This window comes from Streptomyces sp. NBC_01525 (assembly GCF_045040405.1).
Lineage (GTDB): Bacteria > Actinomycetota > Actinomycetes > Streptomycetales > Streptomycetaceae > Streptomyces > Streptomyces benahoarensis.
Genome location: NZ_CP109397.1, coordinates 4,723,112 through 4,747,753, shown reverse-complemented (window position 1 = coordinate 4,747,753; position 24,642 = coordinate 4,723,112). Strand labels below are relative to the sequence as shown.

Genomic DNA, 24,642 nt, shown 5'->3' with positions numbered 1-24,642 from the left:
GGGTTGTATCCGTCGCCGAGGTTTGCGAGTCTCTTCATGGCGATCGGGACGGCAGCTTCACCAGCCCCCTTGAGAGCCCGAATCCCCTCCTCATTCCACAGGACCGCACCAGTTTGTCGACTGGTATTCGGCCCTTCCCCTGCGGAGGGATTCGTGAAAGCGTTCACATTCACAAGCAACGTTCCCGTTATACGAGGAGATGGAGCAGCCATGGACTGGCGTCACCGCGCCGTTTGCCGCGAAGAAGACCCCGAGCTCTTCTTCCCCATCGGCAACACCGGTCCTGCGCTCCTGCAGATCGAGGAAGCCAAGGCCGTCTGCCGCCGCTGCCCCGTCATGGAGCAGTGCCTGCAGTGGGCGCTCGAGTCCGGCCAGGACTCCGGCGTCTGGGGTGGTCTGAGTGAGGACGAGCGCCGCGCGATGAAGCGCCGTGCAGCTCGCAACCGGGCGCGCAACGCCAGCGCCTGACACAGACTCCCCGTGGCCCCCGAGCCGCAGCGCGCAGTACCCCCGATGCGCAGAGCAACGTGAGCTTTGAGCCCCGGACCACCTCGTGGTCCGGGGCTTACTGCTGTGCGGGCCACCGCCGCACCACTCCCCCGGTGGCCGCGGCGCCCGGTCGGTTCAGCTCTTCTCGGGCCGGACCGGTACGTCGAGGAGCACCCGCGTACCGCCCTCGGTGGCGCGCACCATGTCGAACGTGCCGCCCAACTCCCCCTCCACCAGGGTCCGTACGATCTGAAGGCCCAGGTTTCCGGCGCTGTGCGGGTCGAAGCCCTCGGGCAGACCGCGGCCGTTGTCCTGGACGGTGACCAGCAGCCGCGGCTCCGTACGGCTGCCGCCACGTACCGCGCCCACCTCGACCGCGCCCTGTTCCCCCTCGTCGAAGGCGTGCTCCAGGGCGTTCTGCAGGATCTCGGTCAGCACCATCGACAGCGGGGTGGCGACCTCGGCGTCAAGGATGCCGAAGCGGCCGGTGCGGCGGGTGGAGACCTTGCCGGGGGAGATTTCGGCGACCATCGCGAGGACCCGGTCGGCGATCTCGTCGAACTGGACGCGTTCGTCGAGATTCTGCGACAGCGTCTCGTGGACGATCGCGATCGAGCCGACCCGGCGCACCGCCTCGTCGAGCGCCTCGCGGCCCTGGGCAGAGTCCATCCGGCGGGACTGGAGGCGCAGCAGCGCGGCGACGGTCTGGAGGTTGTTCTTCACCCGGTGGTGGATCTCCCGGATGGTGGCGTCCTTGGTGATCAATTCCCGTTCGCGGCGGCGGAGTTCGGTGACGTCGCGCAGCAACACCAGCGAACCGCTGTGGGTGCCCTTGGGCTTGAGCGGGATCGCCCGGAGCTGGATCACGCCGTCGTCGCCCTCCACCTCGAACTCCCTCGGCGCCCAGCCGCTGGCCAGTTTGACCAGTGCCTCGTCCACCGGGCCGCGGGCGGGCGCCAGTTCGGCGGTGGTGCGGCCGAGGTGATGGCCCACCAGGTCGGCGGCGAGGCCGAGGCGGTGGTAGGCGGAGAGCGCGTTGGGGCTGGCGTACTGGACGACGCCGTCCGCGTCGAGCCTGATCAGGCCGTCGCCGGCGCGCGGTGAGGCGTCCATGTCGACCTGCTGGGCCGGGAACGGAAACGTTCCGGCAGCGATCATCTGGGCGAGGTCGGAGGCGCTCTGGAGGTAGGTCAGCTCCAGGCGGCTCGGGGTGCGGACGGTGAGGAGGTTGGTGTTGCGGGCGATCACGCCCAGCACCCGGCCCTCGCGGCGGACCGGGATGGACTCGACGCGGACCGGCACCTCCTCGCGCCACTCCGGGTCGCCCTCGCGGACGATCCGCCCCTCGTCCAGCGCGGAGTCCAGCATCGGGCGGCGGCCCCGTGGAACGAGGTGGCCGACCATGTCGTCCTGGTAGGAGGTGGGCCCGGTGTTCGGCCGCATCTGGGCCACCGACACATAGCGGGTGCCGTCGAGGGTGGGCACCCAGAGCACCAGGTCGGCGAAGGACAGATCGGACAGCAGCTGCCATTCCGAGACGAGCAGGTGCAGCCACTCGAGGTCGGAGTCGCTCAGAGCGGTGTGCTGGCGTACGAGATCGTTCATGGAGGGCACGCCAGCGAGCCTACCGGCGTACGGTGTCCCTGTTCTTCCCGTGTTCTCCGCGCGGAGGGCTTCCCTTGGGGTGGCCGTACCGTGCGGGCGGGCGGCCCGGCGGCACGGATCTTTGGTCCCGCATGGGCATGGACAGATCAGAATGGTCTAGTCCACAATGTTTTCTGCTACAGACTTCCGCCCTCCCCGCACAGGAGGGTGGATCGAGACCGGCGCGTTCTCTGCCCTGACTACGCGACGGTCTCCGATCGACCGGTTCCCGGGCGGGCGCCACCCCTACCGCACTCGGGGTGCCCGACCGCCCTACGGAACCGGCCGATGTAGCTCCGGGCTGCGGTGCCGGACAGGCTGAGGGTCCTGTCCAGGCGCCGCGGCCCGCGGGTGTTTTCGGGCCCGGATGCGCCGCACGGTCGGCCGGACGCCCCCAAGCGAAGCCATGACGGCGCCCTGTTGCCCGGGGTGGGGCAGGGCGGATCTGGCGTTGATCCCCCGTTGACGGCCTTTTGATTCCGCGCGCCCATGCTGGAGGCGCGTCACCACGTGACCTCCCCACTCGGTCGCCCGCCTGCTTCCCCCCGGGCGACCGCTCAGGTGCGTCGCCGGGCCGGCCCGTTCCCCGTCGGACAGGGCCCGGCGGCGCACTCTATTTCCGGCCCGGCGCTTTCCCGCCCCCCTTTTCCGGCGCCGCCTCCATTTTCCCTTTCCCGTAAGGGAATTACGGAATTCCGAACGGCGAGGACCGGGTGGTGAATAAACGGAGCGTGGAGGGTTCGGTACGGACGGTGGAACCCGCGAATGGGCCGGGAATTCGATGCCGTTTCGCGGGCGCGAAGACGATCTTCGTGAGCCGGGCCCGGGGGCGCCCCCTCTGATAGATTGGTCTATACCACCAGACCCCATTCTTCAGAACGGCAGGCCACGCGTGGAAGTTGTCATCGTTCCGGACGCCACGGCAGGCGGCTCGCTCATCGCCGACGCCCTCGCCGCCCTGGTGCGCCGCAAGCCCGACGCGCTGCTCGGTGTCGCCACCGGCTCGACCCCGCTGCCCATCTACGAAGCGCTCGCCGCGCAGGTCGCATCCGGGGCGGTGGACGCCTCGCGGGTCCGCGTCTGCCAGCTCGACGAGTACGTCGGGCTGCCCGCCGGGCACCCCGAGTCGTACCGTTCGGTGGTGCTGCGCGAGGTCGTCGAACCGCTGGGCATCGATAAGGGTTCCTTCCTGGGACCCGACGGTTCCGCCGACGACATCCCGGCGGCCTGCACGGCGTACGACGAGGCGCTGCGGGCGGCCGGCGGGGTGGACCTCCAGATCCTCGGGATCGGCACCGACGGGCACATCGGCTTCAACGAACCGTGCTCCTCGCTCGCCTCGCGCACCCGTATCAAGACGCTGACGCGGCAGACCCGCGAGGACAACGCGCGGTTCTTCGACAGCCTCGACGAGGTGCCGCACCACGTCATCACGCAGGGCATCGGCACGATTCTGGAGGCGCGCCACCTGGTACTGCTGGCGACCGGCGCGGGCAAGGCGCACGCCGTGGCACAGGCGGTCGAGGGCCCGGTCGCCGCGGTGGTGCCCGCCTCCGCGCTCCAGCTGCACCCGCACGCCACGGTCGTGGTCGACGAGGCCGCCGCGTCGGAGCTGAAGCTCACGGACTACTTCCGGGCGACGTACGCGGCCAAGCCGGAGTGGCAGGGCCTGTAGACGATCGGGACACGGCGACGGCCGGGACGCTCCCCCCACGCGGGGGCGTCCCGGCCGTCGGTCTGTGGCGGCCGGGTCAGCCCTCGGCCGCTGCGCCCGTCAGCGCCTCGGCCGCGGCGCGGGCACAGACCCGGGCGGCGCCGTGGGTGGCGAGGTGGAGCGCCCCGCACGGCGGCGCCTGCGGTACGCCCATCTCGATGACGACGGTGTCGGGGCGGGCGGCCACCAGGGTGGTGAGCGCCCCGGCCATCCAGGGGTGCCGGTGTGCGTCGCGGACCACGGCGACCACGCGGCGCCGCCCGGCCCCGGTGAGCAGCGCGGCGACCAGCTGCTCGGTGCCCTCGGCGGTGGCCCGCTCGGCGCCGTACACGGTCGTGGTGGTGCCGGGCAGCAGCCGGGTCAGCTCGGCGGCGACGCCCCAGGGGGTCTCGTCGCCGACGGCGACGTTGGCGACGGGCGTGAACGCGGCGACGTGCACCGGCTCGGTGAGCGGGGTGAACGGCTCCCGGGCGGTGCGGCGCAGCGCACGGCGGGCGGCAATCAGCCCGGGTGCGGGCGCGGCCCCCTCCTCCGCGCCCGCGCCCGGAATCGAAGCGCCCGAAGCCCCGGCGCCCGCGCCCCCGGCCCCTCGGACCCACTCCGCCAAGGCGCGCACCCGTGCCGCGGCATCCGCCAGCCGCTCCTCCGGCAGGTCACCGTCACGGACCGCCCGTACCAGCGCGTCGCGCAGCCGCAGCACGGTCTCCTCGTCCGAGAGTCCGCCGCCCACGCAGAGCGCGTCGGCGCCGGCGGCGAGGGCCAGGACGCTGCCGCGTTCGATGCCGTAGGCGGCGGAGATGGCGCGCATCTCGATGCCGTCGGTGACGATCAGCCCGTCGAAGCCGAGGCCGCCCTCGGCCTCGGGGGCCCGCAGCAGACCGTGCAGGGCGGCCGGGCTGAGGGTGGCCGGGCGGACCGGGTCCAGGGCGGGCAGCAGGATGTGCGCACTCATGACCGCCCGGGTGCCCGCGGCGACGGCGGCGCGGAACGGCACCAGCTCCCGCTCCCGGAGCGTCGCGAGGTCGACGCCGACGCGCGGCATGTCGTGGTGGGAGTCGACGGCGGTGTCGCCGTGGCCGGGGAAGTGCTTGGTGCAGGCGGCGACCCCGGCGGACTGGAGGCCGTCGACGTAGGCGGCGGTGTGCCGGGCGACCAGCGCCGGGTCGTCGCCGAACGAGCGGACTCCGATGACGGGGTTGCCCGGGTCGGAATTGACGTCCGCACAGGGCGCCCAGTTGAGGTGGATACCGCAGGCGGCGAGGCGGCGGCCCAGGTCCCGGGCGACGGCGCGGGTGAGCGCGGGGTCGTCGACGGCGCCGAGCGCGAGGTTGCCCGGGTAGGAGGATCCGGTGCGCACCTCCAGGCGGGTGACGTCGCCGCCCTCCTCGTCCACGGCGACCAGGACGTCGTCGCGTACGGCGCGCAACTGCGCGGTCAGGGCGGCGAGCCGGTCCGGACTCTCGACGTTGCGGCCGAAGACGGCGACGGCGGCGAGGCCCTCGTCGAGGCGGCGCAGCACCCAGTCGGGGGCGGTGGTCCCACGGAAGCCGGGCTGGAGGACGGTGAGCGCGTCGCGGGTGAGGGTGTCGGTGGCCGCGCGGGTACGGGTGGTGCTCATGGGGTCCGGGTCATCCCTTCACGGCGCCGGAGGTGAGGCCGCCGACGGCCTTGCGCTGGAGGAAGAGGAAGAGGACCAGAATCGGCACGGCGAAGATCGACGCGGCGGCCATGGTGGCGCCCCAGTCGTCGCCGAACTGGCTCTGGAACTGCGACAGCCACAGCGGCAGGGTCCCCTTGGCCGGTTCCTTGTTGAGGACGAGGACGAGCGGGAACTCGTTCCAGGCGGTGATGAAACCGAAGAGGGAGGTGGCCATCAGACCGGGGGCGAGCAGCGGGAAGACGACCTTGGTGAACGCCTGGCGGCGCGAGCAGCCGTCGACCATCGCGGACTCCTCCAGCTCCTTGGGTACGGCGGCGACGTAACCGCGCAGCGTCAGGAGGGTGAAGGGCAGCACCATCAGCATGTAGAAGGCGGTCAGCGGGACGAGACTGTTCAGCATGTCGGCGTCGCGGACGATCATGTAGATCGAGATGACCATGACCTCCCACGGCGCCATCTGCGCGACCATGAAGACCAGCAGCGTCGTCTTGCGGCCCGTGAACCGCATCCGGGTCAGCGCGAAGGCGGCGCAGAGCGCGATGAGCAGGGAGAGGCCGACGGCAAGGGCGGTGACGAGGACGGAGTTGCCCGCCAGCGTCCAGAAGTCGGGGGCGCCCACGGCGGTCGCGAAGTGCGCGAAGGTGCCGTGCAGCGGGAACCACACGGGGACGTCGCTGAGGATGTCGCCGGTCGGCTTGAACGCCGTGTTGAACATCCAGTAGACGGGGAAGACGAAGCCGAGGGCGAGGGCGACCGCCGTCGCGTTGGGCCAGATCCGGCCGGCGAGCGAGCGCTTCACAGCTCGCCCTCCTCTTGCTTGAGCGTCAGACGCAGGTAGTACGCGGTCATGGCGAGCAGCACGGCGATGGTGAGCAGCGAGATCGCGGCGCCCATGCCGAAGTGGAGGTTGCCGACGCCCTCGGTGAACGCGTAGATCGGCAGGGTCTCGGTGAGCCGGTCCGGGCCGCCCTTGTTGATGGCGAAGATCTGCGGGAACGCCTTGAAGACCCAGATGACCTCAAGGAACGTCGTGGCGAGGAAGAACGGCTTGAGGAAGGGGAAGGTCACGGTGGTGAAGACCTTCCAGGTCCCGGCGCCGTCCATCCGGGCCGCCTCGTACAGCTCCTTGGGGATGGTGGTGGTCGCGGCGTAGAGGTTGAGCGCCACGAACGGCAGGGACTGCCAGACGATCAGCAGGGTGATGACGAAGAAGGTGGAGAGCTGGGTACCGACCCAGTCGTAGTGGGCCATGGCGTGCCAGCCGAGTTGGTCGAGGACCCAGTTGACGACGCCGTAGCGGGAGTCGAAGAGCCACTGGAAGACGGTGGTGGCGGCGATGACGGGCATCGCCCAGGCCAGCACCAGCGCGACGGAAAGCGTCAGCCGCATCTTCGTGCCCAGCCGGGCGAGGAGCAGGCCGATGAGGACGCCCAGCGCCATGATCAGGACGACGTTGACGGCGGTGAAGACAAGCGTGCGGAGGGTGACCCGCCAGAACTCCTCGTTGCCCAGGATCTCCTGGAAGTTTCCGGTGCCGTTCCAGACCGTCAGGTGCTGGATCAGCTCCTTCATGTTGAGGGTCTGGAAGGAGAGCAGGACGTTGCGGACCATCGGCCAGCCGAGGAAGACGGCGGTGGCGAGCAGCGCGGGGAGCAGCAGCAGATAGGGCGTGGCTCTGCCGGTGCGGGTCCGCCGGGTGCCGGTGGCGCGGCCGGACGGCGGCGCACCGCCCTTGCCGATGCGCGGCGCCCTCTTGTCCACCGCGTCGTCGAGCTGCACTGCCATGGCCGTTCGCTCCCCTTCGTACCGATGTCGCGCGCGTTGGCGGTGCCTCCGTACGGGCCGGGGGCGGCCGGGCGTACGGAGGGACCGGGTGTGCCGGGTCCGCGAAGGGGCGCCCCCGGACGGGCGGCGCCCCTTCGGTGGCCGTCGCCCTACTGCTGGGCGAGCCGCTTGTTGATCTCCGGCTCGACGGCCTTGGCGGCGTCGTCCGCGGTCTGTCCGTTCAGCACGGCGGTCATGTAGTTCTTGATCGGGTTCGGGACGTTCTCGACGGCCGCCCACTCCGGGATGAGCGGGGTGGTGCCGCCGGACTTCGCGGCGGCGGGGGCCGCCGCCTCGGCCGCCGGGTTGCCCTTCGCGGCGCTCGCCAGGTCGGGGGACTTGGGGCTCCAGCCGACCTCCTTGACCATCTGCGCGTCGTTCTTCTTCGACAGCGCGACCTTGAGGAATTCCTTGGCGAGGTCCTGTTCGGTGCTGCCGCCGGCGACCGCGAAGTTGGAGCCGCCGAGGAAGACGCCCTCGGGCTTGCCGGCGGTCTCACCGGGGAGGGTGAAGAAGCCGATGTCCTGCTTGATGTCCGGGTTGGCCTTGACGGCGGTGGCCGCCTCGTAGCCCATGGCGATGATCGCGCCGGTCTTGCCCTTGGCGAAGACCTCGGCCTGCTGCGGCGTCGCCTCGTCCTTGTTCTTGGGGGCGTCACTGAAGGACTGGTAGGTCTTGTAGATGTCCATCGCCTTGGCGACCTTGGGGTCGGCGAGGTTGGAGACCCACTTGCCGCCGCTCTTCTTGACGAGGTCGGCGCCGGTGCCGATGGTCAGGCCGTCGAAGAAGTACCAGTTCTGGCCGGGCAGGTAGAGCGGTTCGGCGTCGGTCTTCTTCTTGATGGTGTCGAACGCCTTGAACAGCTCGGTGCGCGTCGTCGGGAGGTCCTTGATCCCGGCCTTCGCCCAGATCTTCTTGTTGTACATCACGACGCGGTTGCCGGCGTACCACGGGAGCGCGTACTGCTTCCCGTCGGCCATCGCCGCCTTGTTGAAGGAGTCGCTCCAGTCGGCGCCGATCTGCTTCTTGAGGTCGCCGAGGTCGAGCAGGGCGCCTGCCTTGGCGTAGGCGGCGGTCTGGGTGTTGCCGATCTCGACGACGTCGGGCGGACTGTCCTCGGACAGGGCGGTCGTCAGCTTCTGCTGGATGCCGTCCCACTGCTGGACCTTGAAGTCGACGGTGGCGCCGGTCTTCTGCTCGAATTCCTTGGAGACCTGGGCCGTCCACTGCGACGGATTGGAGCCGGACATCACCCACACGGTCAGCTTCTGGCCCTTGAAGCCGTCCGCGCCGTTACCGCTGCCGTCGCTGGACCCACAGGCAGCGACACTCATCAGCATTCCCGCGACCGCGGTCGCTGCTATGAGCCCACGCTTCATTGCGCTCTCCCCTAGAGGCCGGGTGCGGTCTTTAATGGTTTAGACCAGTGCCCCGCAGCTTGGCCTAGACCTTTTGGGGTGTCAAGGGTGTATAAGAGTCGCTGTCGGCTCCGTTACCGGACCGACATCTGCCGGGTGCGGGCCCTCGGAAGGGCCCGGCGACCACGCCCGTGCCACGATGTGAGGCGCAAGGTACGGAGGAGCCGGTGACGGCAGCGGAACACAGGGCGGAAGGGCGGGTCATGCAGACCGACGGGGGCAGCACGGAGAACGGCACGACGGCCACACGCAGCGCCCGCGTACCCAAGTATTACCGCCTCAAAAGGCACTTGCTGGAGATCACCGAAACGCTGCCGCCGGGCACACCGGTGCCGCCGGAGCGGGCGCTGGCCGCGGAGTTCGACACCTCCCGCACCACGGTCCGCCAGGCCCTCCAGGAGCTGGTGGTCGAGGGGCGGCTGGAGCGCATCCAGGGCAAGGGCACCTTCGTCGCCAAGCCGAAGGTCTCCCAGGCACTGCAACTCACCTCGTACACCGAGGACATGCGCGCCCAGGGTCTGGAGCCCGCCTCCCAGTTGCTGGACATCGGCTATGTCACCGCCGACGACCGGCTGGCCGGGCTGCTGGACATCGCCACCGGCGGGCGGGTGCTGCGCATCGAGCGGCTGCGGCTGGCCAGCGGTGAGCCGATGGCCATCGAGATCACCCATCTGTCCGCCAAGCGCTTCCCCGCGCTGCGTCGCAACCTCGTCAAGTACACCTCGCTCTACACCGCGCTGGCCGAGGTGTACGACGTGCGGCTCGCCGAGGCGGAGGAGACCATCGAGACGTCGCTGGCCACGCCCCGCGAGGCCGGGCTGCTCGGTGCGGATGTCGGTCTGCCGATGCTGATGCTCTCCCGCCATTCGCGCGATGCACAGGGCCGTCCGGTGGAGTGGGTCCGCTCGGTCTACCGCGGCGACCGCTACAAGTTCGTCGCCCGGCTGAGCCGCCCGGTGGAGTGACGTACGCGGCGTCCGACGGGCGCACGGCGGCCTCCCGCGCGCCCCAAGGGACGCTCCGATGGCCGCCGTTGCCGTACCGATATGCGGACACCTAGTGACGGCTGACGCGGCCCTGCCATAGATTTCCAGCCCATCGCAGGAGAGCGCCAGGGACGGAGCCGCCATGACAGAGCACGACGGAACACCCACTTCCAGACAGGTCGTCACACCGACACGTGTGGTGGCCGGACTGTGCCTGATCGCTCCGTTCGTGGCGATGCTCTGGGTGGGTTCGTACGCGAAGATCGAGCCGACGCTCATCGGCATCCCGTTCTTCTACTGGTACCAGATGCTGTGGGTGCTGATCTCCACGGCGCTGACGATGATCGCGTACAAGCTGGTCCAGCGGGAGAACCGCGCCCGTAAGGGCGGTGCGGCCACGTGATGCTCCCCTCCTCCGCGCTCGCCGTATCCGGCACCGACGGCGTCAACGGCGTCGCCCTCACCGTCTTCGTCCTCTTCTTCATCGCCGTCACCGTCATGGGCTTCCTCGCGGCCCGCTGGCGCAAGGCCGAGCAGTCCGCCAGCCTCGACGAATGGGGGCTGGGCGGCCGGAGTTTCGGCACCTGGGTGACGTGGTTCCTGCTCGGCGGCGACCTCTACACCGCGTACACCTTCGTGGCCGTCCCGGCGGCGATCTACGCGGCGGGCGCGTCCGGCTTCTTCGCCGTGCCGTACACGATCCTCGTGTACCCGATGATCTTCACCTTCCTGCCCCGCCTCTGGTCCGTCTCGCACAAGCACGGCTACGTCACCACCTCCGACTTCGTGCGCGGGCGCTTCGGCTCGAAGGGCCTGTCGCTGGCCGTCGCACTGACCGGCATCCTGGCGACGATGCCGTACATCGCCCTCCAACTCGTCGGCATCCAGGCGGTCCTGGACGTGATGGGCGTCGGCGGCGGCGAGAACACCAACTGGTTCGTCAAGGACCTGCCGCTGCTGATCGCGTTCGCGGTGCTCGCCGCGTACACCTACTCCTCGGGGCTGCGCGCCCCGGCGCTGATCGCGTTCGTCAAGGACGGGCTGATCTACCTGGTCATCGCCGTCGCGATCATCTACATCCCGATCAAGCTCGGCGGTTTCGACGCGATCTTCCACGCGGCGGGCAAGGCGTTCGCCGAACCGGGCCCGACCGGCAAACCGCGCGGTGAGCTGGCGAGCGGCCCGAACAGCCAGTGGGCGTACGCCACGTTGGCGCTCGGCTCGGCGCTCGCGCTGTTCATGTATCCGCACTCGATCACCGCGACGCTCTCCTCCCGCAGCCGCAATGTGATCCGCCGCAACACCACGATCCTGCCGCTGTACTCGCTGATGCTGGGCTTCCTCGCGCTGCTCGGCTTCATGGCGATCAAGGCGGGCACGGAGACCCACGGCAACGCCCAACTCGCCATCCCGCAGCTCTTCGAGGACATGTTCCCGAGCTGGTTCTCGGGCGTGGCGTTCGCCGCGATCGGCATCGGCGCGCTGGTGCCCGCCGCGATCATGTCCATCGCCGCGGCGAACCTCTTCACCCGCAACGTCTACAAGGACTTCCTGCGGCCCGGCGCCACGCCCGAGCAGGAGCACAAGGTCGCCAAGCTGGTGTCGCTGCTGGTGAAGGTCGGCGCGCTGGTCTTCGTGCTCAGCATGGACAAGACCGTGGCGATCAACTTCCAGCTGCTGGGCGGCATCTGGATCCTCCAGACGATGCCGTCGCTGGTCGGCGGCCTGTTCACCCGGTGGTTCCACCGCTGGGCGCTGCTGGCCGGCTGGGCGGTCGGCATGGCCTACGGCACGCTCGCCGCCTACGGCGTGGCGAGCCCGACGCAGGCCCACTTCGGCGGCTCCAGCGCGGAGATCCCCGGCATCGGCCAGATCGGCTACATCGGCCTGACGGCGTTCGTCCTCAACGTCGTGGTGACGGTCGTCCTGACCGTCGTCCTGCGCGCACTCAAGGCCCCCGACGGCATCGACGAGACCAGCCCCGGCGACTACACCGCGGACGCCGGCGACAAGGGCGTCACGCCGGATCTGCCGCCCGCGACGGCGGACGTTCCGGCGGGCCGCTGACGTCGCGGACGCGACCTCTCCCCGCAGGCCGCCGTGTTCCTTCCGGGACGCGGCGGCCTGTTGTTCGGGGCGAAGGCCCGCTCGCCCAGTCGTGGCACGGCTCGGCCGACCCGAGACCACTGACAGCCACCCATCCCTCACCACACCGCACTAGATATGGGGGTGCACCCAAGAGCCCACCACCACATGTATGCTCGTCCTCGCTGTCGCCGCAGGGGAATCCGGTGTGAGTCCGGAACTGTCCCGCAATGGTGTACGAGAGCGCAGATATCCCCCGATATCGCCTGATCGGCGTGCGCCCCGTGAGTCCGAAGACCTGCCGATGGTACGTCCGCGCCGCCCTGGTCCGGACGTCGAGATGTCCGGGCCCCGAGGGATGGGCCGGTGGACGCCGCGCGGGCCTCCGCGCGCCCGAGCGCCCCTGTGTGCCGCCGGGCGCCGCCGCCCGCCGTGGACGTCCGTCGCGCCTCCCTCCGGCCCCCGCCGAGTGAGGGAGAGCACCACGTGACCACCGCGCCACCGCAGTCCGCGACCGACGCCGAGGCCGCAGCGCTTGAGACGGCCACGTTCCCCGCCGACGCCCCAGGCCAGGACCCGCCCGGCACCGCCCTGCTGCGCACCCTGACCGAGCTGACCGCCGACCTGACGGCCACCGACCCCGGCAAGATCGCCGCCGCCGCGCTCCGCGGCCGCCACCCCGGCTCCGACGAGGCCGGGCTGCGGGAGCTGGCGATCGACGCCGCCGCCGGTCTGATCGGCGACGAGCCTCAGTACTCCAAGCTCGCCGCGCGGCTGCTCACCCTCGCCATCGCCGAGGAGGCCGCGCGCGAGGGCGCCGTCTCGTTCTCCGCGTCGGTCGCCGCCGGCCACCGCGAGGGCCTGATCTCCGACTCCACCGCCGCTTTCGTCGCCACCCACGCCGAGGAGCTGGACGCCCTCGTCACCCGGGCGCTGGCCGACGGCGCCGACGACCGGTTCGGCTACTTCGGGCTGCGCACCGTCCACTCCCGCTACCTGCTGCGCCACCCCACCACCCGGCAGGTCATCGAGACCCCGCAGCACTTCCTGCTCCGGGTCGCCTGCGGTCTGGCCGAGAACGACTCGGCGCGGGCGCTGGCCGACGTCGCCGAGCTGTTCCGCCTGACCAGCTCGCTGTCGTACCTGCCCTCCTCCCCCACCCTCTTCAACTCCGGCACCCGCCACCCGCAGATGTCGTCCTGCTATCTGCTGGACTCGCCGCTGGACGAGCTGGACTCGATCTACGACCGCTACCACCAGGTCGCCCGGCTCTCCAAGCACGCCGGTGGCATCGGCCTCTCGTACTCCCGTATCCGGGCCCGCGGTTCGCTGATCCGCGGCACCAACGGGCACTCCAACGGCATCGTGCCGTTCCTGCGGACCCTGGACGCCTCGGTCGCGGCGGTCAACCAGGGCGGGCGTCGCAAGGGCGCCGCCTGCGTCTACCTGGAGACCTGGCACGCGGACATCGAGGAGTTCCTGGAGTTGCGCGACAACACCGGCGAGGAGGCGCGGCGCACCCACAACCTCAACATCGCGCACTGGATCCCCGACGAGTTCATGCGCCGCGTCGAGGCCGACGCCGACTGGTCGCTGTTCTCCCCCTCGGACGCCCCGGAGCTGGTCGACCTGTGGGGCGACGAGTTCGACGCCGCGTACCGCACGGCGGAGGCCGAGGGCCGCGCCACCAAGCAGGTCCCGGCGCGGGTGCTGTACTCCCGGATGATGCGCACCCTGGCGCAGACCGGCAACGGCTGGATGACCTTCAAGGACCACGCCAACCGCACCGCCAACCAGACCGCCGAGCCCGGCAAGGTCGTCCACTCCTCCAACCTCTGCACGGAGATCCTGGAGGTCACCGACGACGGCGAGACCGCGGTCTGCAACCTCGGTTCGGTCAACCTCGCGGCGCACCTCGGCGACCCCGCCGCCGGGTGGGAGGACGCGATGGACTGGGAGCGGCTGGACGCCACCGTCCGCACCGCCGTCACCTTCCTCGACCGCGTGGTGGACATCAACTTCTACCCGACCGAGCAGGCGGCGGCCTCCAACTCCCGCTGGCGGCCGGTGGGTCTGGGCCTGATGGGCCTCCAGGACGTCTTCTTCCGGCTGCGGCTGCCGTTCGACTCGCCCGAGGCGCGTGCGCTGTCCACCCGGATCTCCGAGCGGATCATGCTCGCCGCCTACGAGGCGTCCGCGGACCTCGCCGAGCGGCACGGCCCGCACCAGGCGTGGTCGGCGACCCGTACCGCCCGCGGGGTGCTCCACCCCGACCACTACCCGGACGCCGAACCGCTCTGGGCGGACCGCTGGGCCGCGCTGCGCGCCCGCGTCGCCGAGACCGGTATGCGCAACTCGCTGCTGCTGGCCATCGCCCCGACCGCGACGATCGCCTCCATCGCGGGCGTCTACGAGTGCATCGAGCCGCAGGTCTCCAACCTCTTCAAGCGCGAAACCCTCTCCGGCGAGTTCCTCCAGGTCAACGCGTACCTGATCGAGGAGCTGAAGGCGCTGGGGCTGTGGGACGCCCGCACCCGGGACGCGCTGCGCGACGCCAACGGCTCGGTCCAGGACGTCCCCTGGATCCCCGAGGAGACCCGGGCGCTGTACCGCACCGCCTGGGAGATCCCGCAGCGCGCGCTGATCGACATGGCCGCGGCCCGCACGCCCTACCTCGACCAGAGCCAGTCGCTGAACCTCTTCATGGCGTCGCCGACCATCGGCAAGCTCAGCTCGATGTACGCCTACGCCTGGAAGCGCGGCATCAAGACCACGTACTACCTGCGCTCGCGTCCGGCGACCCGGATCGCGCAGTCCGCCCGCGCGGCCGTCCCCGCTCAGCTGCCGGTGACCGACCCCGAAGCGGTCGCCTGCTCCCTGGAAAACCCCGAGTCCTGCGAGGCCTGCCAGTAATGCCCGACACCACCCTCACCCCCAACGCCGCCGCGGCCCACACCGCCACCACCGGCACGAAGAACCTCCTCGACCCGGGCTTCGAGCTGACCCTGCGGCCCATGCGGTACCCGGACTTCTACGACCGCTACCGCGACGCGATCAAGAACACCTGGACCGTCGAGGAGGTCGACCTCCACTCCGACGTCACCGACCTCGCCAAGCTCTCCCCGGGCGAGCAGCACCTGATCGGCCGCCTGGTGGCGTTCTTCGCCACCGGTGACTCGATCGTCTCCAACAACCTGGTGCTGACGCTGTACAAGCACATCAACTCCCCCGAGGCGCGGCTCTATCTGAGCCGTCAGCTCTTCGAGGAGGCCGTGCACGTCCAGTTCTATCTGACGCTGCTCGACACCTACCTGCCCGACCCGGACGACCGCGCCGCCGCGTTCGCCGCCGTCGAGAAGATCCCGTCCATCCGGGAGAAGGCGGAGTTCTGCTTCAAGTGGATGGACTCCGTCGAGTCCATCGACCGCCTGGAGTCCCAGGCCGACCGCCGCCGCTTCCTCCTCAACCTCATCTGCTTCGCCGCCTGCATCGAGGGCCTGTTCTTCTACGGCGCGTTCGCCTACGTGTACTGGTTCCGCTCCCGCGGCCTGCTGCACGGTCTGGCCACCGGCACCAACTGGGTGTTCCGCGACGAGACGATGCACATGGACTTCGCGTTCTCGGTCGTCGACACCGTCCGCAACGAGGAGCCGGAGCTCTTCGACGCGGAGCTGGAGCAGCAGGTCGTCGCGATGCTCAAGGAGGCCGTCGAGGCGGAGCTGCAGTTCGCGCACGACCTGTGCGGTGAGGGCCTGCCGGGCATGAACACCGCGTCGATGCGTGAGTACCTGCAGTGCGTCGCCGACCAGCGGCTCCAGCGGCTGGGCTTCGCGCCGGTCTTCGGCTCGGAGAACCCGTTCTCCTTCATGGAGCTGCAGAACGTCCAGGAGCTGACGAACTTCTTCGAGCGCCGGGCGTCGGCCTACCAGGTCGCCGTCGAGGGCTCGGTCTCGTTCGACGACGACTTCTAGGACACACACCACGAGCGGCCCGTGGACGGGATTCCGTCCACGGGCCGCTCGGCGTTTTCGGCCGGTGCGCCGGTCAGTCGTTGGCGACGACGGGGTAGCGCGGCTCCTGCTCGGCCATCTGCTTCAGCGCGCCCTTCCGCTCCCGCTTGGAGAGGCGGTCGATGTAGAGGTAGCCGTAGAGGTGGTCGGTCTCGTGCTGGAGGCAGCGCGCGAAGTAGCCGGTGCCCTCGACGGAGATCGGGTTGCCCTGGGCGTCCTGGCCACGGACGACGGCGTAGTCGGGGCGGGCCAGCTCGGCGTAGGCGCCGGGCACCGACAGGCAGCCCTCGTTGGAATCGTCCAGCATCCGGCGGGCGGCCGGGAGTTCGTCGAGGACGGGGTTGCAGACCGCGCCGACGTGGCGGACGCCGTTGTCGTCCGGGCAGTCGTAGACGAAGACCTTGAGGTCCACACCGATCTGGTTGGCGGCCAGGCCCACGCCCTCGGCGGTGCGCTGGCTGGCGAACATGTCGTCGATCAGCTGCGCCAGCTCGTCGCCGAACTCCGTGACGTCCTGGCACTCTTTGTGGAGCACGGGGTTGCCGACAACCGTGATCGGCCGGGACGTGCCCCGCTCACGGTGAGCGCTCTCCCGCTCCGCCGCGTCCGTCGTGTCGTCGACGAACTCGTCCACGCGCTGCTCACCGTCTTGATCAAACACAGGCTGCTGGGCCATCTCCGCCGTACGCCTTCCTTGGAACCCTGATTAGTCGCCCTCCAGCCTACGGGGGCGGCGAGGCGGTCAGCAGACCTCTTCCAGATCACGCCACTCACGGGTGTCCGGGCTGTCCGCGACCCAGCCGTCCAGCAGCCCGCGCACCAGGGCGGCGGGCGCCGCTATGCCGCACTCCCGCTCGGGCACCCAGAGCGAACCGGAGCCCGCGGTGCGGTGGCCGAGCGGCCCGGGGTGGCCCGGTTCGCTGTGGTCGTGCGGGTCCAGATGCTCACCGTCGCCCTCGTCGCTGGGCATGCTGGACTCCGAGCACGTACGGCACAGCAGCCGCACCGACGACGACCAGTCCTCGGCGGCGAACCCGGCGTCCGCCGCCAGCCGCTCCAACGCGTCCCGGTCCGCCTCGGTGGCGGCCTCCAGCAGGACGACCCAGGTGGGCACCGGCGACGGCGCCCACAGCTCGATCTCGTCGAAGACCGGGTACGAGGGCCCGGCGGCGGTGGTGCGTTCGCCGTGCGGGACGCCGTCGTGCAGCACCACCTCGCCCCAACGCCGCCCGGAGGACGGCAGCGGGATGGACAGCACCTCGATCCGGGCCGGGTCGAGACGGCGGCCCCAGACGACCTCCGCCTCGCCCTCGGGCGACAGCCTGACCGCTGCGCTGCCCAGCGCCATCCCGGACGGCTCGCTCTGCGCGACCCCGCCGCCGGGGACCTTCAGCCCGTACGCCTGCCAGGCGCGGCGGGCCAGCGGCCAGTCCTGGAGGGCGGTGGCGGCGATGCCGACGTTCCACCAGTCGGGCGCGCCCGGGGAGCGGTCGAGCAGGGCCACCGCGCGCAGCCCCGCGGCCCTGGCCTGCTCCCAGTCGTGCCGGAATTTGTGCAGCAGGGCGAGGTTGAACCAGGACTCCGAGAGCCACGGCTCCATGTCGGCGGCGCGCGTCAGCAGCGCGCCCGCGTCGTCGTAACGGCCGTCGCCGATCAGCGTGAAAGCCCGGTCGGTCGCCTGCCGCCACGAGGCGGAGGGCCGGTGCCGTACCTTGCCGAAGATCTTCACGATTCCCGCCTGCTGGTTGCTCGATGCCACTGGAGGTGGTGTCCCGAGCGGCGCCCGGGGCCACCCGGGGGCCCACTGGCAACCTGCCACAGATTGCCGTCGGCCTCAGCGTTTTCGCCGGGGCCCCTGCGGCTCCCTTGCCCTGCGTGCTCCCCCTGAATCCCCTCTGCGGGGCTTCCTTCGCATCCAACCATGCCCATCTCGGCGGGCGCTCATTACCCATGGGTTGCCCGGTGCGTTCACCAGGGGCGGAACTCTGGGGAAGGCTGTGGCGCCACGGGCCTCACGTGGTGCGGCCGCCGCGGGCCAGGACCCTCACGAGCGCTTCTACGACGCCCGGCTCAAAGTCCCGCCCGACCGCCAGCCGCAGCCGCTCCAGCGCCCACGGCGCCCCGTCGGGCCCGGCCGTCCGCCCCGCCCAGTCGTCGTACGCGTTGACGGTCCGCACGATGCGTGCGGTGACCGGCTGCTCGCGGTAGGGATCGGCCTGCCGCTCGACGATCACGGCGACCTCGGCGGGGACGCCGGTCTGCCGGACGACTGCGCCGCCGAGCAGGGCGATCCGGCGCTGCTCGGCGGGCGGCAGCGGCGCGGTCGCACCCGACGGCACCGGGTCGACGAGCGGCAGCTGCCCGATGTCGTGCATCAGCGCGGCGTACTCCAGGAGATCCAGATCGGGCTCGCGCAGCCGCAGCTCCCCGCCGGCCGCCCGGCTGAGGGCGGCGACCCGGCGGGCGTGGCCGGGCGGGGTGTACCCGGCGATCTCGGTGGCGCGGGCCAGGGAGGCGACGGTCTGGCGGTTGGTGGCCCGGACGGCCGCGCAGCGGCGCAGCGCGCACTGGGTCAGCAGCAGCGGCAGCGAGAACACCGGCAGCGCCCACAGCCCGGCGACCGCCGTGGCCAGCGCGATGGCCACGCCGGTCGCGCCGATCGCCGGGCCGATGCCGCCGGACGCCCGCAGCGCCCCGCGCAGCAGCGCCCCGTACGGGCGGCCGCTGCGGGCGCGGGCGAACGCGGCGGCGAGGACCGCGTCGCCCCGCGCGGTGAGCGCCAGCAGCCCGAGCAGCACCAGGGGCGGCGCATGGCCCCGGCCCACCCAGGAAGCGAGGGGCCCGGCGGCGTACAGGGGCTGCACACAGGTCGCGGCGAATCCGCAGGTCAGCAGGTGCCGCGCCAGACGGTCACCGGCCGGCCCGCGGCCAGGCCGCGGCACCAGACCCACCGGACCCGCGACGCCGACCACCACGAGGGTCTGCGCCGGGCCGTGTGGCGGGCGCCCCGGCCACCTCGCCGAGCAGCGCGTACGCCAGCGCGCCCGCCGCGCCCAGGGGCGCGCGTTCCCGCTCCTCGGGCGCCCGGTGCGCCCCGGCGGGTCCCTGCCGGGCCAGTTCGCCCACGGCGATCAGCGCCCCGAAGGCCAGTGCGACACCGGGCTGCGCGACACCGGACCGCAGGGTGTGGACGAGGGCCCAGAGCCCGAGACCGGCCGCGGTCGTACGGATCGCCACGGCGAGGGCGGCGCCCGAGGGGGGCCGGGCCGCCCGCCGGGTGTCGTCGCCGGGGTGCGCCGTCCCCGGGGGCGGCAGGGTGTCCGGGCGGGCCGCCGGGCCGCTCACGCGTCACCGGACCGGCCGGAATGGTGCCGGGCGCGGCCACCGCGCGGGGCGGCGTGCCGGCCACGCGGCGCACCGCTACCGCCGCGGTGCGAGCCGGGCGCGGGGAGCTGCGGCCCCGGGGGCGGGCCGCCTGTGGGATGCGGCAGGTCAGGGGCGGGATCGGCCGACGTGATCAGGTCCGGGTGCCAGCCGTGCCGCTCCAGGGCGGCGGCCAGCGCCCGCACCATCCGCGGGTCGAACTGCTTCCCGGCGCATTTGCGCAGCTCGGCGACTGCGGCCGGGACGGGGCGGGCCCGGCGGTAGGAGCGGGTGGAGGTCATCGCGTCGAAGGCGTCGGCGACGGCCACCACCCGGGCGCACTCGGGGATCTGCGCGCCCTTGAGGCCGTAGGGGTAGCCGCGGCCGTCGAGCCGCTCGTGGTGGTGGAGGATCACCTCCCGCGCCTCCCGCGCCTCCCCGAGGAAGCCGATGCCCCGGACGATTCGTGGCCGTACTCGGGGTGCAGTTCGATCAGGGAACGTTCCTGAGGGGTGAGCGGGCCCTCCTTGCGGAGCAGCCGGGTGGGGACGCCGAGCTTGCCGACGTCGTGCAGGGTCCCGGCGATCCGCAGCGCCTCGGTACGGTCCTCGGGCAGGCCCAGTTCCCGGGCGATCATCACGGAGGCGCGGCCGACGCGTTCGCCGTGGCCGCGGGTGTAGCGGTCCTTGATGTCGACGGCCTGCACCAGCGCGCGGATCGTGGCCCGGTGGGCGGCGCGCTCCTGGTGGTACTGGGCGAAGACCCAGCACGAGAGGTACATCGGCGGCAGCACCAGCAGCGCCGCCGCCGGGCCGTACGCGCCGCTCCAGAGCACCGCCGTCATCAGCCCGGCGAGGCCGTGCATCAGATGCGGGCCGAGGGAGCCGCGCAGCAGACCGCGCCAGGCGGTGCGCGGCGGCTGGCCCTCGGCGGTGACCCGTACCGCGCCGTCGAGGGCGGTGAGCACGGCGCAGAAGACGGCCGCGGTGGCGAGGGCGGGCAGCAGCACCCAGGGGAAGTGCGGGGCGGTGAGCGGCCGCGGTCCGGCGGCGTCGAAGAGCCGGGCGGCGGCCCAGCAGGCGGGCGAGTCCGGCCGCGTGCCAGATGCGGCGGGCGGTGCGCGAGGCTCGTCGGCCGGGGCGAGCAGCGCGCCCGGGACGGTGGTCAGCGCGGCCAGTGGCGGGGGCAGCAGGAACGCCCCGGCCGGCAGGGCGGGCAGCGCCGTGAGAACGGACCGGTACCGGCCGGGACCCGGATGCCCGGGAGCGGGCGGTGGCGCACCGTCTCGCAGCCCGCATGGAGGGCGGTGAGGGCGGTGAGGGCGGTGAGGGCGGTGAGGGCGGTGAGGGCGGCGGCGTCCGCCCAGGGGGCGCCGGGCCCGAGCCGGACGGCCGGGGCGGCGCACACCGCCGGGCCAGGACGGCCCCTGTGATGCAGCCACGCGCGGCCGGCGGCAGCGCCCGCATCGCGCCCTCCTCCCCGAAACCACGGCCCGATTCCGCGCAGCGTCATGCGCGGTGCGGGGGTGCGGGGGTGCGGGGGTGCGGGGGTGCGGGGGTGCGGGGGTGCGGCGAGGATAGAGGCGGTCGGGCGGACGCGTCGGCGCATCGGGGGGCGAGCGGGGAGAAAAGCCCCGCCACTCATCCCTTCGGGTGATACGCGGCGTTATTCGGCGCGCGCGGCCTCTGTACGTGCATCGGCGGATTCCGCCGCTTCGGCGGGGGACACGGCGGCGTCGGCCGCACCGTCCGCGCCCCGGGCGCCGGTGGTGTCGTCGTTCCGGGCCGCGTCGTGACGGGCCTGGTCGAGGACGCTGACCTCGGGGACGGTCTCACCGGCCCGGATCAGATCGATACGGCCCATGACCTTGGACCGCAGGTCGCGGGGGACGTCGTCATGGCCGCAGCAGCGCTTGACGAGCTTCTTGACGGCCTGTTCGAGACCGTACTTCTCCAGGCACGGCGAGCACTCGTCGATGTGCACCTGGAACTTCTCGCACTCACCCTCCGGCATCTCACGGTCGAGATACTCGTAGAGGTGGTCGAGCACCTCGGAGCAGTCCTTGTCGTGCGGATCTCCGCAGCTCATGATCCCGAGCCTTTCCGGTCGTGCGGCTGCGGTGCCTGCGTGGCAGCCCCTGCCCCGGCCGGGACCAGCCCGCGCTCCCGGGCGTAGTCCTCCAGCATGCCGCGCAGTTGGCGCCGGCCGCGGTGCAGACGGGACATCACCGTGCCGATGGGTGTCCCCATGATGTCCGCGATCTCCTTGTACGCAAAGCCCTCGACGTCCGCGAGATAGACCGCGATGCGGAATTCCTCCGGAATGGCCTGGAGTGCGGCCTTCACATCGGAGTCGGGCAGGTGGTCGAGCGCCTGCGACTCGGCGGAGCGCAGTCCGGTGGACATGTGCGACTCGGCGCGCGCCAGCTGCCAGTCCTCGATCTCCTCCGCCGCGCTGCGCTGCGGCTCACGCTGCTTCTTGCGGTAGGAGTTGATGAAGGTGTTGGTCAGGATGCGGTAGAGCCACGCCTTGAGGTTGGTGCCTTCCCGGAACTGATGGAAGGACGCGTACGCCTTGGCGTACGTCTCCTGCACCAGGTCCTCCGCGTCGGCCGGATTGCGCGTCATGCGCAGCCCGGCGGAGTACATCTGGTCCAAGAAGGTGAGGGCGTCGCGCTCGAAGCGTGCGTTGCGCTCGGCGGCGCTCTCCTCCCGGTCCGCGGTGTGCTCCCGTGCCGTGCCGTCGGTCCCTGCGTCGGTACCGGTGACCGGACCCACCTCCTCCAATACCGTGACGGACCCGGATGCGGATCCACTCGATTCGGAGAATAGACGACGATCCCGGGCCGCCACCGCTCCAGCCGGAGCGGTCTGCGATACCTGCGTCTGCGGCCACCGCAGGTCGGCGGCGGGACGAGCGGGGCAGGCGATTCCCATGCGGCGAGCTCCCATTCCTCGTACTGCGCGAGTGGTGTACGGATGTCCTACGCCACGGACAACAGCCGCGCCCCGCGCCGCATTCCCGGCCCGCGACGCCTTTTCGCGACGGCCCGCTGCGGGCGGCGGTTGACAAAGCGCGTTGCCGCTTCGGCAATGGGGACATGACGGATGACGCGTACGAACGGGTGCTCGGTGAGGTCGGGCCGCGGCTGCGGCGGCTGCGGCAGGAGCGCTCGGTGACCCTGGCCGCGCTGTCGGAGGTGACGGGCATCTCGGTCAGCACCCTCTCCCGCCTGGAGTCCGGGCGCCGCCGCGCCACCCTGGAGCTGCTGCTGCCGCTGGCCCGCGCCCACCAAGTGCCGCTGGACGAACTGGTCGGCGCCCCGGAGGTGGGCGACCCCCGGGTGCGGGCGGTGCCGCAGCGCCGGGCGCACATGACGTTCGTGCCGCTGACCCGGCAGCCGGGCGCCCTCCAGGCGTTCAAGCTCGTCGTCGACCCGGTCCCGGGCCCGCCCGAGCAGCGCACGCACGAGGGGTATGAGTGGCTGTACGTCCTGTCGGGGCGGCTGCGGCTGCTGCTGGCCGACCGCGATGTGGAGCTGAGGGCGGGCGAGGCGGCCGAGTTCGACACCCGGCTGCCGCACTGGTTCGGGCCCGCGGACGACAAGCCGGTCGAACTGCTCAGCCTCTTCGGCCGCCAGGGCGAGCGGATGCATGTCCGCGCCCGGCCCCGGGGGCGCTCGGAGTGAGACGGCGCGCCGGGGGCGCGGGGCGCCGGTCGGCGGGACCGCGGGCCCGCGCGCCGCGGCTCAGCCGAAAAGGCCGTCGAGCCACTCCGCCACCGCGTCCCTCAGCGTCGCCATCGATGCGTCCTCGGTGGCCCCGGCCCGCTTGGGCACCGCGAAGCCGTGGTCACCGTGGGCGACCTCCCGCAGCTCCGTACCGGGCGGGAACTCCTCGGGGCGCCCGAAGGGGTCCCGGCCGCCCTGGACGACGAGGGTCGGCACCCCGGAGGCGGTCAGCTCGTCGGCGCGGGACTTCTCCGGGCGGCCCGGCGGGTGCAGCGGGAAGCTGAGGGCGAGGACGGCGTGCGCGCCCAGTTCGCGCGCGGTGCGGCAGGCGACCCGCGCCCCCGCGCTGCGGCCACCCGCGACGACCGGAAGACCGGGCTTCTCCAGGGCCGGCCACAGCGCCGTCCACCCGGCGTCGAGGGTCTTGGGGGCGGGCGCCACCTTCTTCCCGGCGACCCGCCACGGCTGCTCCACGAGCGCGACGGTGTAGCCGCGAACGGGCAGCGCGGCGGCCAGCGCCCGCAGGTCACGCGCCTCGATACCGCCCCCGGCGCCGTGGCTGACCGCCAGCACCGCCCGGGCCGGTACGGGCGCCCGGAACCAGGTGATCCGCGCCTCGCCCACGGGCGTGGCGACCGTCTCGCTCTCGTGCACACCGGAAGTCATACGCCCATCCTGCCGCCCCGGGGACGCCTCGGCCGCACGGGCCCGCCGGGGGCGGGACGGAGAAGCGGCACACCCGAGGGGCGGCCCGCAGAAGGCGCTCCCCCAGCGACCGTGGCCCCGGCCTCCCCAGGGGCCGCCCCTCAGAACAAGGTGCCGACCTCGGGCCCGTCGAGTTCGGTGAGCAGTTCCGGACCGTTGTTGCGGACGTTGCTGACGGCCGTCGGCACCGGGTACGCGCGCATCAGCCCGGCCGGGGGCGGTGCGAGCAGGGTGAGCAGCCCGTCGGGGTCGGTGGGGGACGGGTCGAGCCAGGCGTCCCAGCGGTCGGGGGGCATCACCAGCGGCATCCGGGGGTGGATGGCGGCGAGCGACTGCGGCCCCTCGCCGCCGTCCGCCCCGGCCAGCGGCGTGGTCTCGGCCGCCGTGGTGATGACCGTGCACGTCACCCACCAGGCCCGCGGATGGTCGGCGGGCAGCGTGGCGTCGCGCCAGAACTCGTACAGACCGGCCATCGCCATCACCGAGCCGTCGGCGGGCGTCACGAAGTACGGCTGCTTACGGGGGCGCTTCTTCACCCCGCGCTCCTCCAGATCCCGCTCCTCGGGAGCGGTCACCCACTCGTAATAGCCGTCCCCGGGGAGCAGACAGCGGCGGGCGGCGAACGCCTGCCGGAAGGACGGCTTCTCGTGGACCGTCTCGGCCCGCGCGTTGATCATCCGCGCGGCGCCGTCCGGCGAGTTCGACCACGACGGCACCAGGCCCCAGGTCAGCGTGCGCAGCTGCCGCACCGGCATCCCCGGGGGGAACGCCTGGGCCGCGGCGCCCTTGAGGGGGCGCTCCAGGACCGCCTGTACGGGGACGGTCGGGGCGATGTTGTAGTCCGGGGCGAGCGTCTCCTTGGGGTCCAGGTGCCGGATCCCGAAGGTCTTTGTCAGCTCCTCGGGTCCGCGACTCGCTGCATACCTGCCACACACGGCAATCCACCCCTTTGACCTGCTGACCCACCAGGGTAGGCCGCCGCGCTCCCCGGTGCCCGACCCGGTCCGCGGCCCG

General features: G+C 71.9%; 21 protein-coding genes, 1 pseudogene and 1 riboswitch. Of the genes and pseudogenes, 8 read left to right on the top strand and 14 right to left on the bottom strand.

Going from position 1 to position 24,642, the window contains the following annotated elements:
- Positions 1-210: 210 nt before the first annotated feature.
- Positions 211-468, top strand: coding sequence for a WhiB family transcriptional regulator (locus tag OG422_RS21370; RefSeq protein ID WP_003983230.1), 258 nt, complete (start codon positions 211-213; stop codon positions 466-468).
- Positions 469-624: 156 nt separating this feature from the next.
- Here OG422_RS21370 and OG422_RS21365 read toward each other — a convergent pair whose 3' ends face one another.
- The gene (locus tag OG422_RS21365; RefSeq protein WP_143940721.1) at positions 625-2,094 is read right to left on the bottom strand and encodes a sensor histidine kinase; all 1,470 of its coding nucleotides are present in this window, start codon (positions 2,092-2,094) and stop codon (positions 625-627) included.
- A gap of 931 nt (positions 2,095-3,025) precedes the next feature.
- Here OG422_RS21365 and nagB point away from each other — a divergent pair.
- Positions 3,026-3,808 (top strand): glucosamine-6-phosphate deaminase, encoded by a 783-nt coding sequence (nagB, locus tag OG422_RS21360; protein WP_405744443.1) that lies wholly within the window; start codon positions 3,026-3,028, stop codon positions 3,806-3,808.
- 76 nt (positions 3,809-3,884) lie between these two features.
- Here nagB and OG422_RS21355 read toward each other — a convergent pair whose 3' ends face one another.
- From OG422_RS21355 to OG422_RS21340, 4 genes are all read right to left on the bottom strand, one after another.
- Positions 3,885-5,465, bottom strand: coding sequence for a glycoside hydrolase family 3 protein (locus tag OG422_RS21355; protein WP_405744441.1), 1,581 nt, complete (start codon positions 5,463-5,465; stop codon positions 3,885-3,887).
- A 10-nt stretch (positions 5,466-5,475) separates the two neighbouring features.
- A complete protein-coding gene (locus tag OG422_RS21350) occupies positions 5,476-6,306 on the bottom strand; it encodes a carbohydrate ABC transporter permease (RefSeq protein WP_143940724.1) in 831 nt (276 codons plus the stop codon).
- Positions 6,303-7,292 (bottom strand): carbohydrate ABC transporter permease, encoded by a 990-nt coding sequence (locus OG422_RS21345; RefSeq protein ID WP_405744438.1) that lies wholly within the window; start codon positions 7,290-7,292, stop codon positions 6,303-6,305. Before OG422_RS21345 ends, OG422_RS21350 begins: the two co-directional genes overlap by 4 nt.
- A gap of 149 nt (positions 7,293-7,441) precedes the next feature.
- Entirely contained in the window at positions 7,442-8,671 is a 1,230-nt protein-coding gene (locus tag OG422_RS21340) for an extracellular solute-binding protein (RefSeq protein ID WP_405747942.1), read from the bottom strand.
- Positions 8,672-8,952: 281 nt separating this feature from the next.
- Between OG422_RS21340 and OG422_RS21335 the strand changes: the two genes are divergently transcribed.
- From OG422_RS21335 to OG422_RS21315, 5 genes are all read left to right on the top strand, one after another.
- On the top strand, positions 8,953-9,714 hold the full coding sequence (locus tag OG422_RS21335; protein ID WP_405744435.1) for a GntR family transcriptional regulator: 762 nt from the start codon (positions 8,953-8,955) through the stop codon (positions 9,712-9,714).
- Positions 9,715-9,877: 163 nt separating this feature from the next.
- Entirely contained in the window at positions 9,878-10,138 is a 261-nt protein-coding gene (locus OG422_RS21330) for a DUF3311 domain-containing protein (protein ID WP_143940728.1), read from the top strand.
- Positions 10,138-11,802 (top strand): monocarboxylate uptake permease MctP, encoded by a 1,665-nt coding sequence (gene mctP, locus OG422_RS21325; RefSeq protein WP_405747940.1) that lies wholly within the window; start codon positions 10,138-10,140, stop codon positions 11,800-11,802. Before OG422_RS21330 ends, mctP begins: the two co-directional genes overlap by 1 nt.
- 173 nt (positions 11,803-11,975) lie before the next feature.
- Positions 11,976-12,141: riboswitch (cobalamin riboswitch) on the top strand.
- Between the two features lie 165 nt (positions 12,142-12,306).
- Positions 12,307-14,733, top strand: a complete 2,427-nt coding sequence (locus OG422_RS21320; RefSeq protein ID WP_143940729.1) for a ribonucleoside-diphosphate reductase subunit alpha — start codon at positions 12,307-12,309, stop codon at positions 14,731-14,733.
- Positions 14,733-15,791, top strand: coding sequence for a ribonucleotide-diphosphate reductase subunit beta (locus OG422_RS21315; RefSeq protein WP_143940730.1), 1,059 nt, complete (start codon positions 14,733-14,735; stop codon positions 15,789-15,791). Before OG422_RS21320 ends, OG422_RS21315 begins: the two co-directional genes overlap by 1 nt.
- Before the next feature lie 73 nt (positions 15,792-15,864).
- Here OG422_RS21315 and def read toward each other — a convergent pair whose 3' ends face one another.
- The 7 genes and pseudogenes from def to OG422_RS21280 all read right to left on the bottom strand — a co-directional run bounded on the left by def (position 15,865) and on the right by OG422_RS21280 (position 21,970).
- The gene (def, locus tag OG422_RS21310) at positions 15,865-16,506 is read right to left on the bottom strand and encodes a peptide deformylase (protein ID WP_143940731.1); all 642 of its coding nucleotides are present in this window, start codon (positions 16,504-16,506) and stop codon (positions 15,865-15,867) included.
- A 66-nt stretch (positions 16,507-16,572) separates the two neighbouring features.
- Positions 16,573-17,559, bottom strand: coding sequence for a hypothetical protein (locus OG422_RS21305; protein WP_143940739.1), 987 nt, complete (start codon positions 17,557-17,559; stop codon positions 16,573-16,575).
- Between the two features lie 283 nt (positions 17,560-17,842).
- Positions 17,843-19,067 (bottom strand): annotated as a pseudogene (locus tag OG422_RS21300) (HD-GYP domain-containing protein).
- Between the two features lie 104 nt (positions 19,068-19,171).
- On the bottom strand, positions 19,172-19,609 hold the full coding sequence (locus OG422_RS21295) for an HD-GYP domain-containing protein (protein ID WP_405744431.1): 438 nt from the start codon (positions 19,607-19,609) through the stop codon (positions 19,172-19,174).
- Entirely contained in the window at positions 19,606-20,202 is a 597-nt protein-coding gene (locus OG422_RS21290; protein WP_405744428.1) for an HD-GYP domain-containing protein, read from the bottom strand. Before OG422_RS21290 ends, OG422_RS21295 begins: the two co-directional genes overlap by 4 nt.
- Positions 20,203-20,858: 656 nt before the next feature.
- Positions 20,859-21,281 (bottom strand): mycothiol system anti-sigma-R factor, encoded by a 423-nt coding sequence (gene rsrA, locus OG422_RS21285; protein ID WP_143940732.1) that lies wholly within the window; start codon positions 21,279-21,281, stop codon positions 20,859-20,861.
- On the bottom strand, positions 21,278-21,970 hold the full coding sequence (locus tag OG422_RS21280; protein ID WP_405744425.1) for a sigma-70 family RNA polymerase sigma factor: 693 nt from the start codon (positions 21,968-21,970) through the stop codon (positions 21,278-21,280). Before OG422_RS21280 ends, rsrA begins: the two co-directional genes overlap by 4 nt.
- 323 nt (positions 21,971-22,293) lie before the next feature.
- Here OG422_RS21280 and OG422_RS21275 point away from each other — a divergent pair, with 323 nt between their 5' ends.
- Positions 22,294-22,881 carry a helix-turn-helix domain-containing protein gene (locus OG422_RS21275; RefSeq protein ID WP_143940734.1) on the top strand — a complete coding sequence of 196 codons (588 nt, stop codon included), beginning with the start codon at positions 22,294-22,296 and terminating at the stop codon, positions 22,879-22,881.
- A 60-nt stretch (positions 22,882-22,941) separates the two neighbouring features.
- Here OG422_RS21275 and OG422_RS21270 read toward each other — a convergent pair whose 3' ends face one another.
- Both OG422_RS21270 and OG422_RS21265 read right to left on the bottom strand, forming a co-directional pair.
- Positions 22,942-23,589, bottom strand: a complete 648-nt coding sequence (locus OG422_RS21270) for an alpha/beta family hydrolase (RefSeq protein ID WP_405744421.1) — start codon at positions 23,587-23,589, stop codon at positions 22,942-22,944.
- Between the two features lie 140 nt (positions 23,590-23,729).
- On the bottom strand, positions 23,730-24,563 hold the full coding sequence (locus tag OG422_RS21265; protein ID WP_405744418.1) for an SOS response-associated peptidase: 834 nt from the start codon (positions 24,561-24,563) through the stop codon (positions 23,730-23,732).
- Positions 24,564-24,642 lie beyond the last annotated feature (79 nt).

What these genes read in the sequence shown, in the direction of transcription:
- OG422_RS21355 (WP_405744441.1), bottom strand. Translation starts at nt 5,465, where the DNA reads ATGAGCACCACCCGTACCCGCGCGGCCACCGACACCCTCACCCGCGAC.
- mctP (WP_405747940.1), top strand. Translation starts at nt 10,138, where the DNA reads ATGCTCCCCTCCTCCGCGCTCGCCGTATCCGGCACCGACGGCGTCAAC.
- OG422_RS21330 (WP_143940728.1), top strand. Translation starts at nt 9,878, where the DNA reads ATGACAGAGCACGACGGAACACCCACTTCCAGACAGGTCGTCACACCG.
- def (WP_143940731.1), bottom strand. Translation starts at nt 16,506, where the DNA reads ATGGCCCAGCAGCCTGTGTTTGATCAAGACGGTGAGCAGCGCGTGGAC.
- OG422_RS21365 (WP_143940721.1), bottom strand. Translation starts at nt 2,094, where the DNA reads ATGAACGATCTCGTACGCCAGCACACCGCTCTGAGCGACTCCGACCTC.
- OG422_RS21335 (WP_405744435.1), top strand. Translation starts at nt 8,953, where the DNA reads ATGCAGACCGACGGGGGCAGCACGGAGAACGGCACGACGGCCACACGC.
- OG422_RS21370 (WP_003983230.1), top strand. Translation starts at nt 211, where the DNA reads ATGGACTGGCGTCACCGCGCCGTTTGCCGCGAAGAAGACCCCGAGCTC.
- OG422_RS21345 (WP_405744438.1), bottom strand. Translation starts at nt 7,292, where the DNA reads ATGGCAGTGCAGCTCGACGACGCGGTGGACAAGAGGGCGCCGCGCATC.
- OG422_RS21340 (WP_405747942.1), bottom strand. Translation starts at nt 8,671, where the DNA reads ATGCTGATGAGTGTCGCTGCCTGTGGGTCCAGCGACGGCAGCGGTAAC.
- OG422_RS21275 (WP_143940734.1), top strand. Translation starts at nt 22,294, where the DNA reads ATGACGGATGACGCGTACGAACGGGTGCTCGGTGAGGTCGGGCCGCGG.
- OG422_RS21315 (WP_143940730.1), top strand. Translation starts at nt 14,733, where the DNA reads ATGCCCGACACCACCCTCACCCCCAACGCCGCCGCGGCCCACACCGCC.
- OG422_RS21270 (WP_405744421.1), bottom strand. Translation starts at nt 23,589, where the DNA reads ATGACTTCCGGTGTGCACGAGAGCGAGACGGTCGCCACGCCCGTGGGC.
- rsrA (WP_143940732.1), bottom strand. Translation starts at nt 21,281, where the DNA reads ATGAGCTGCGGAGATCCGCACGACAAGGACTGCTCCGAGGTGCTCGAC.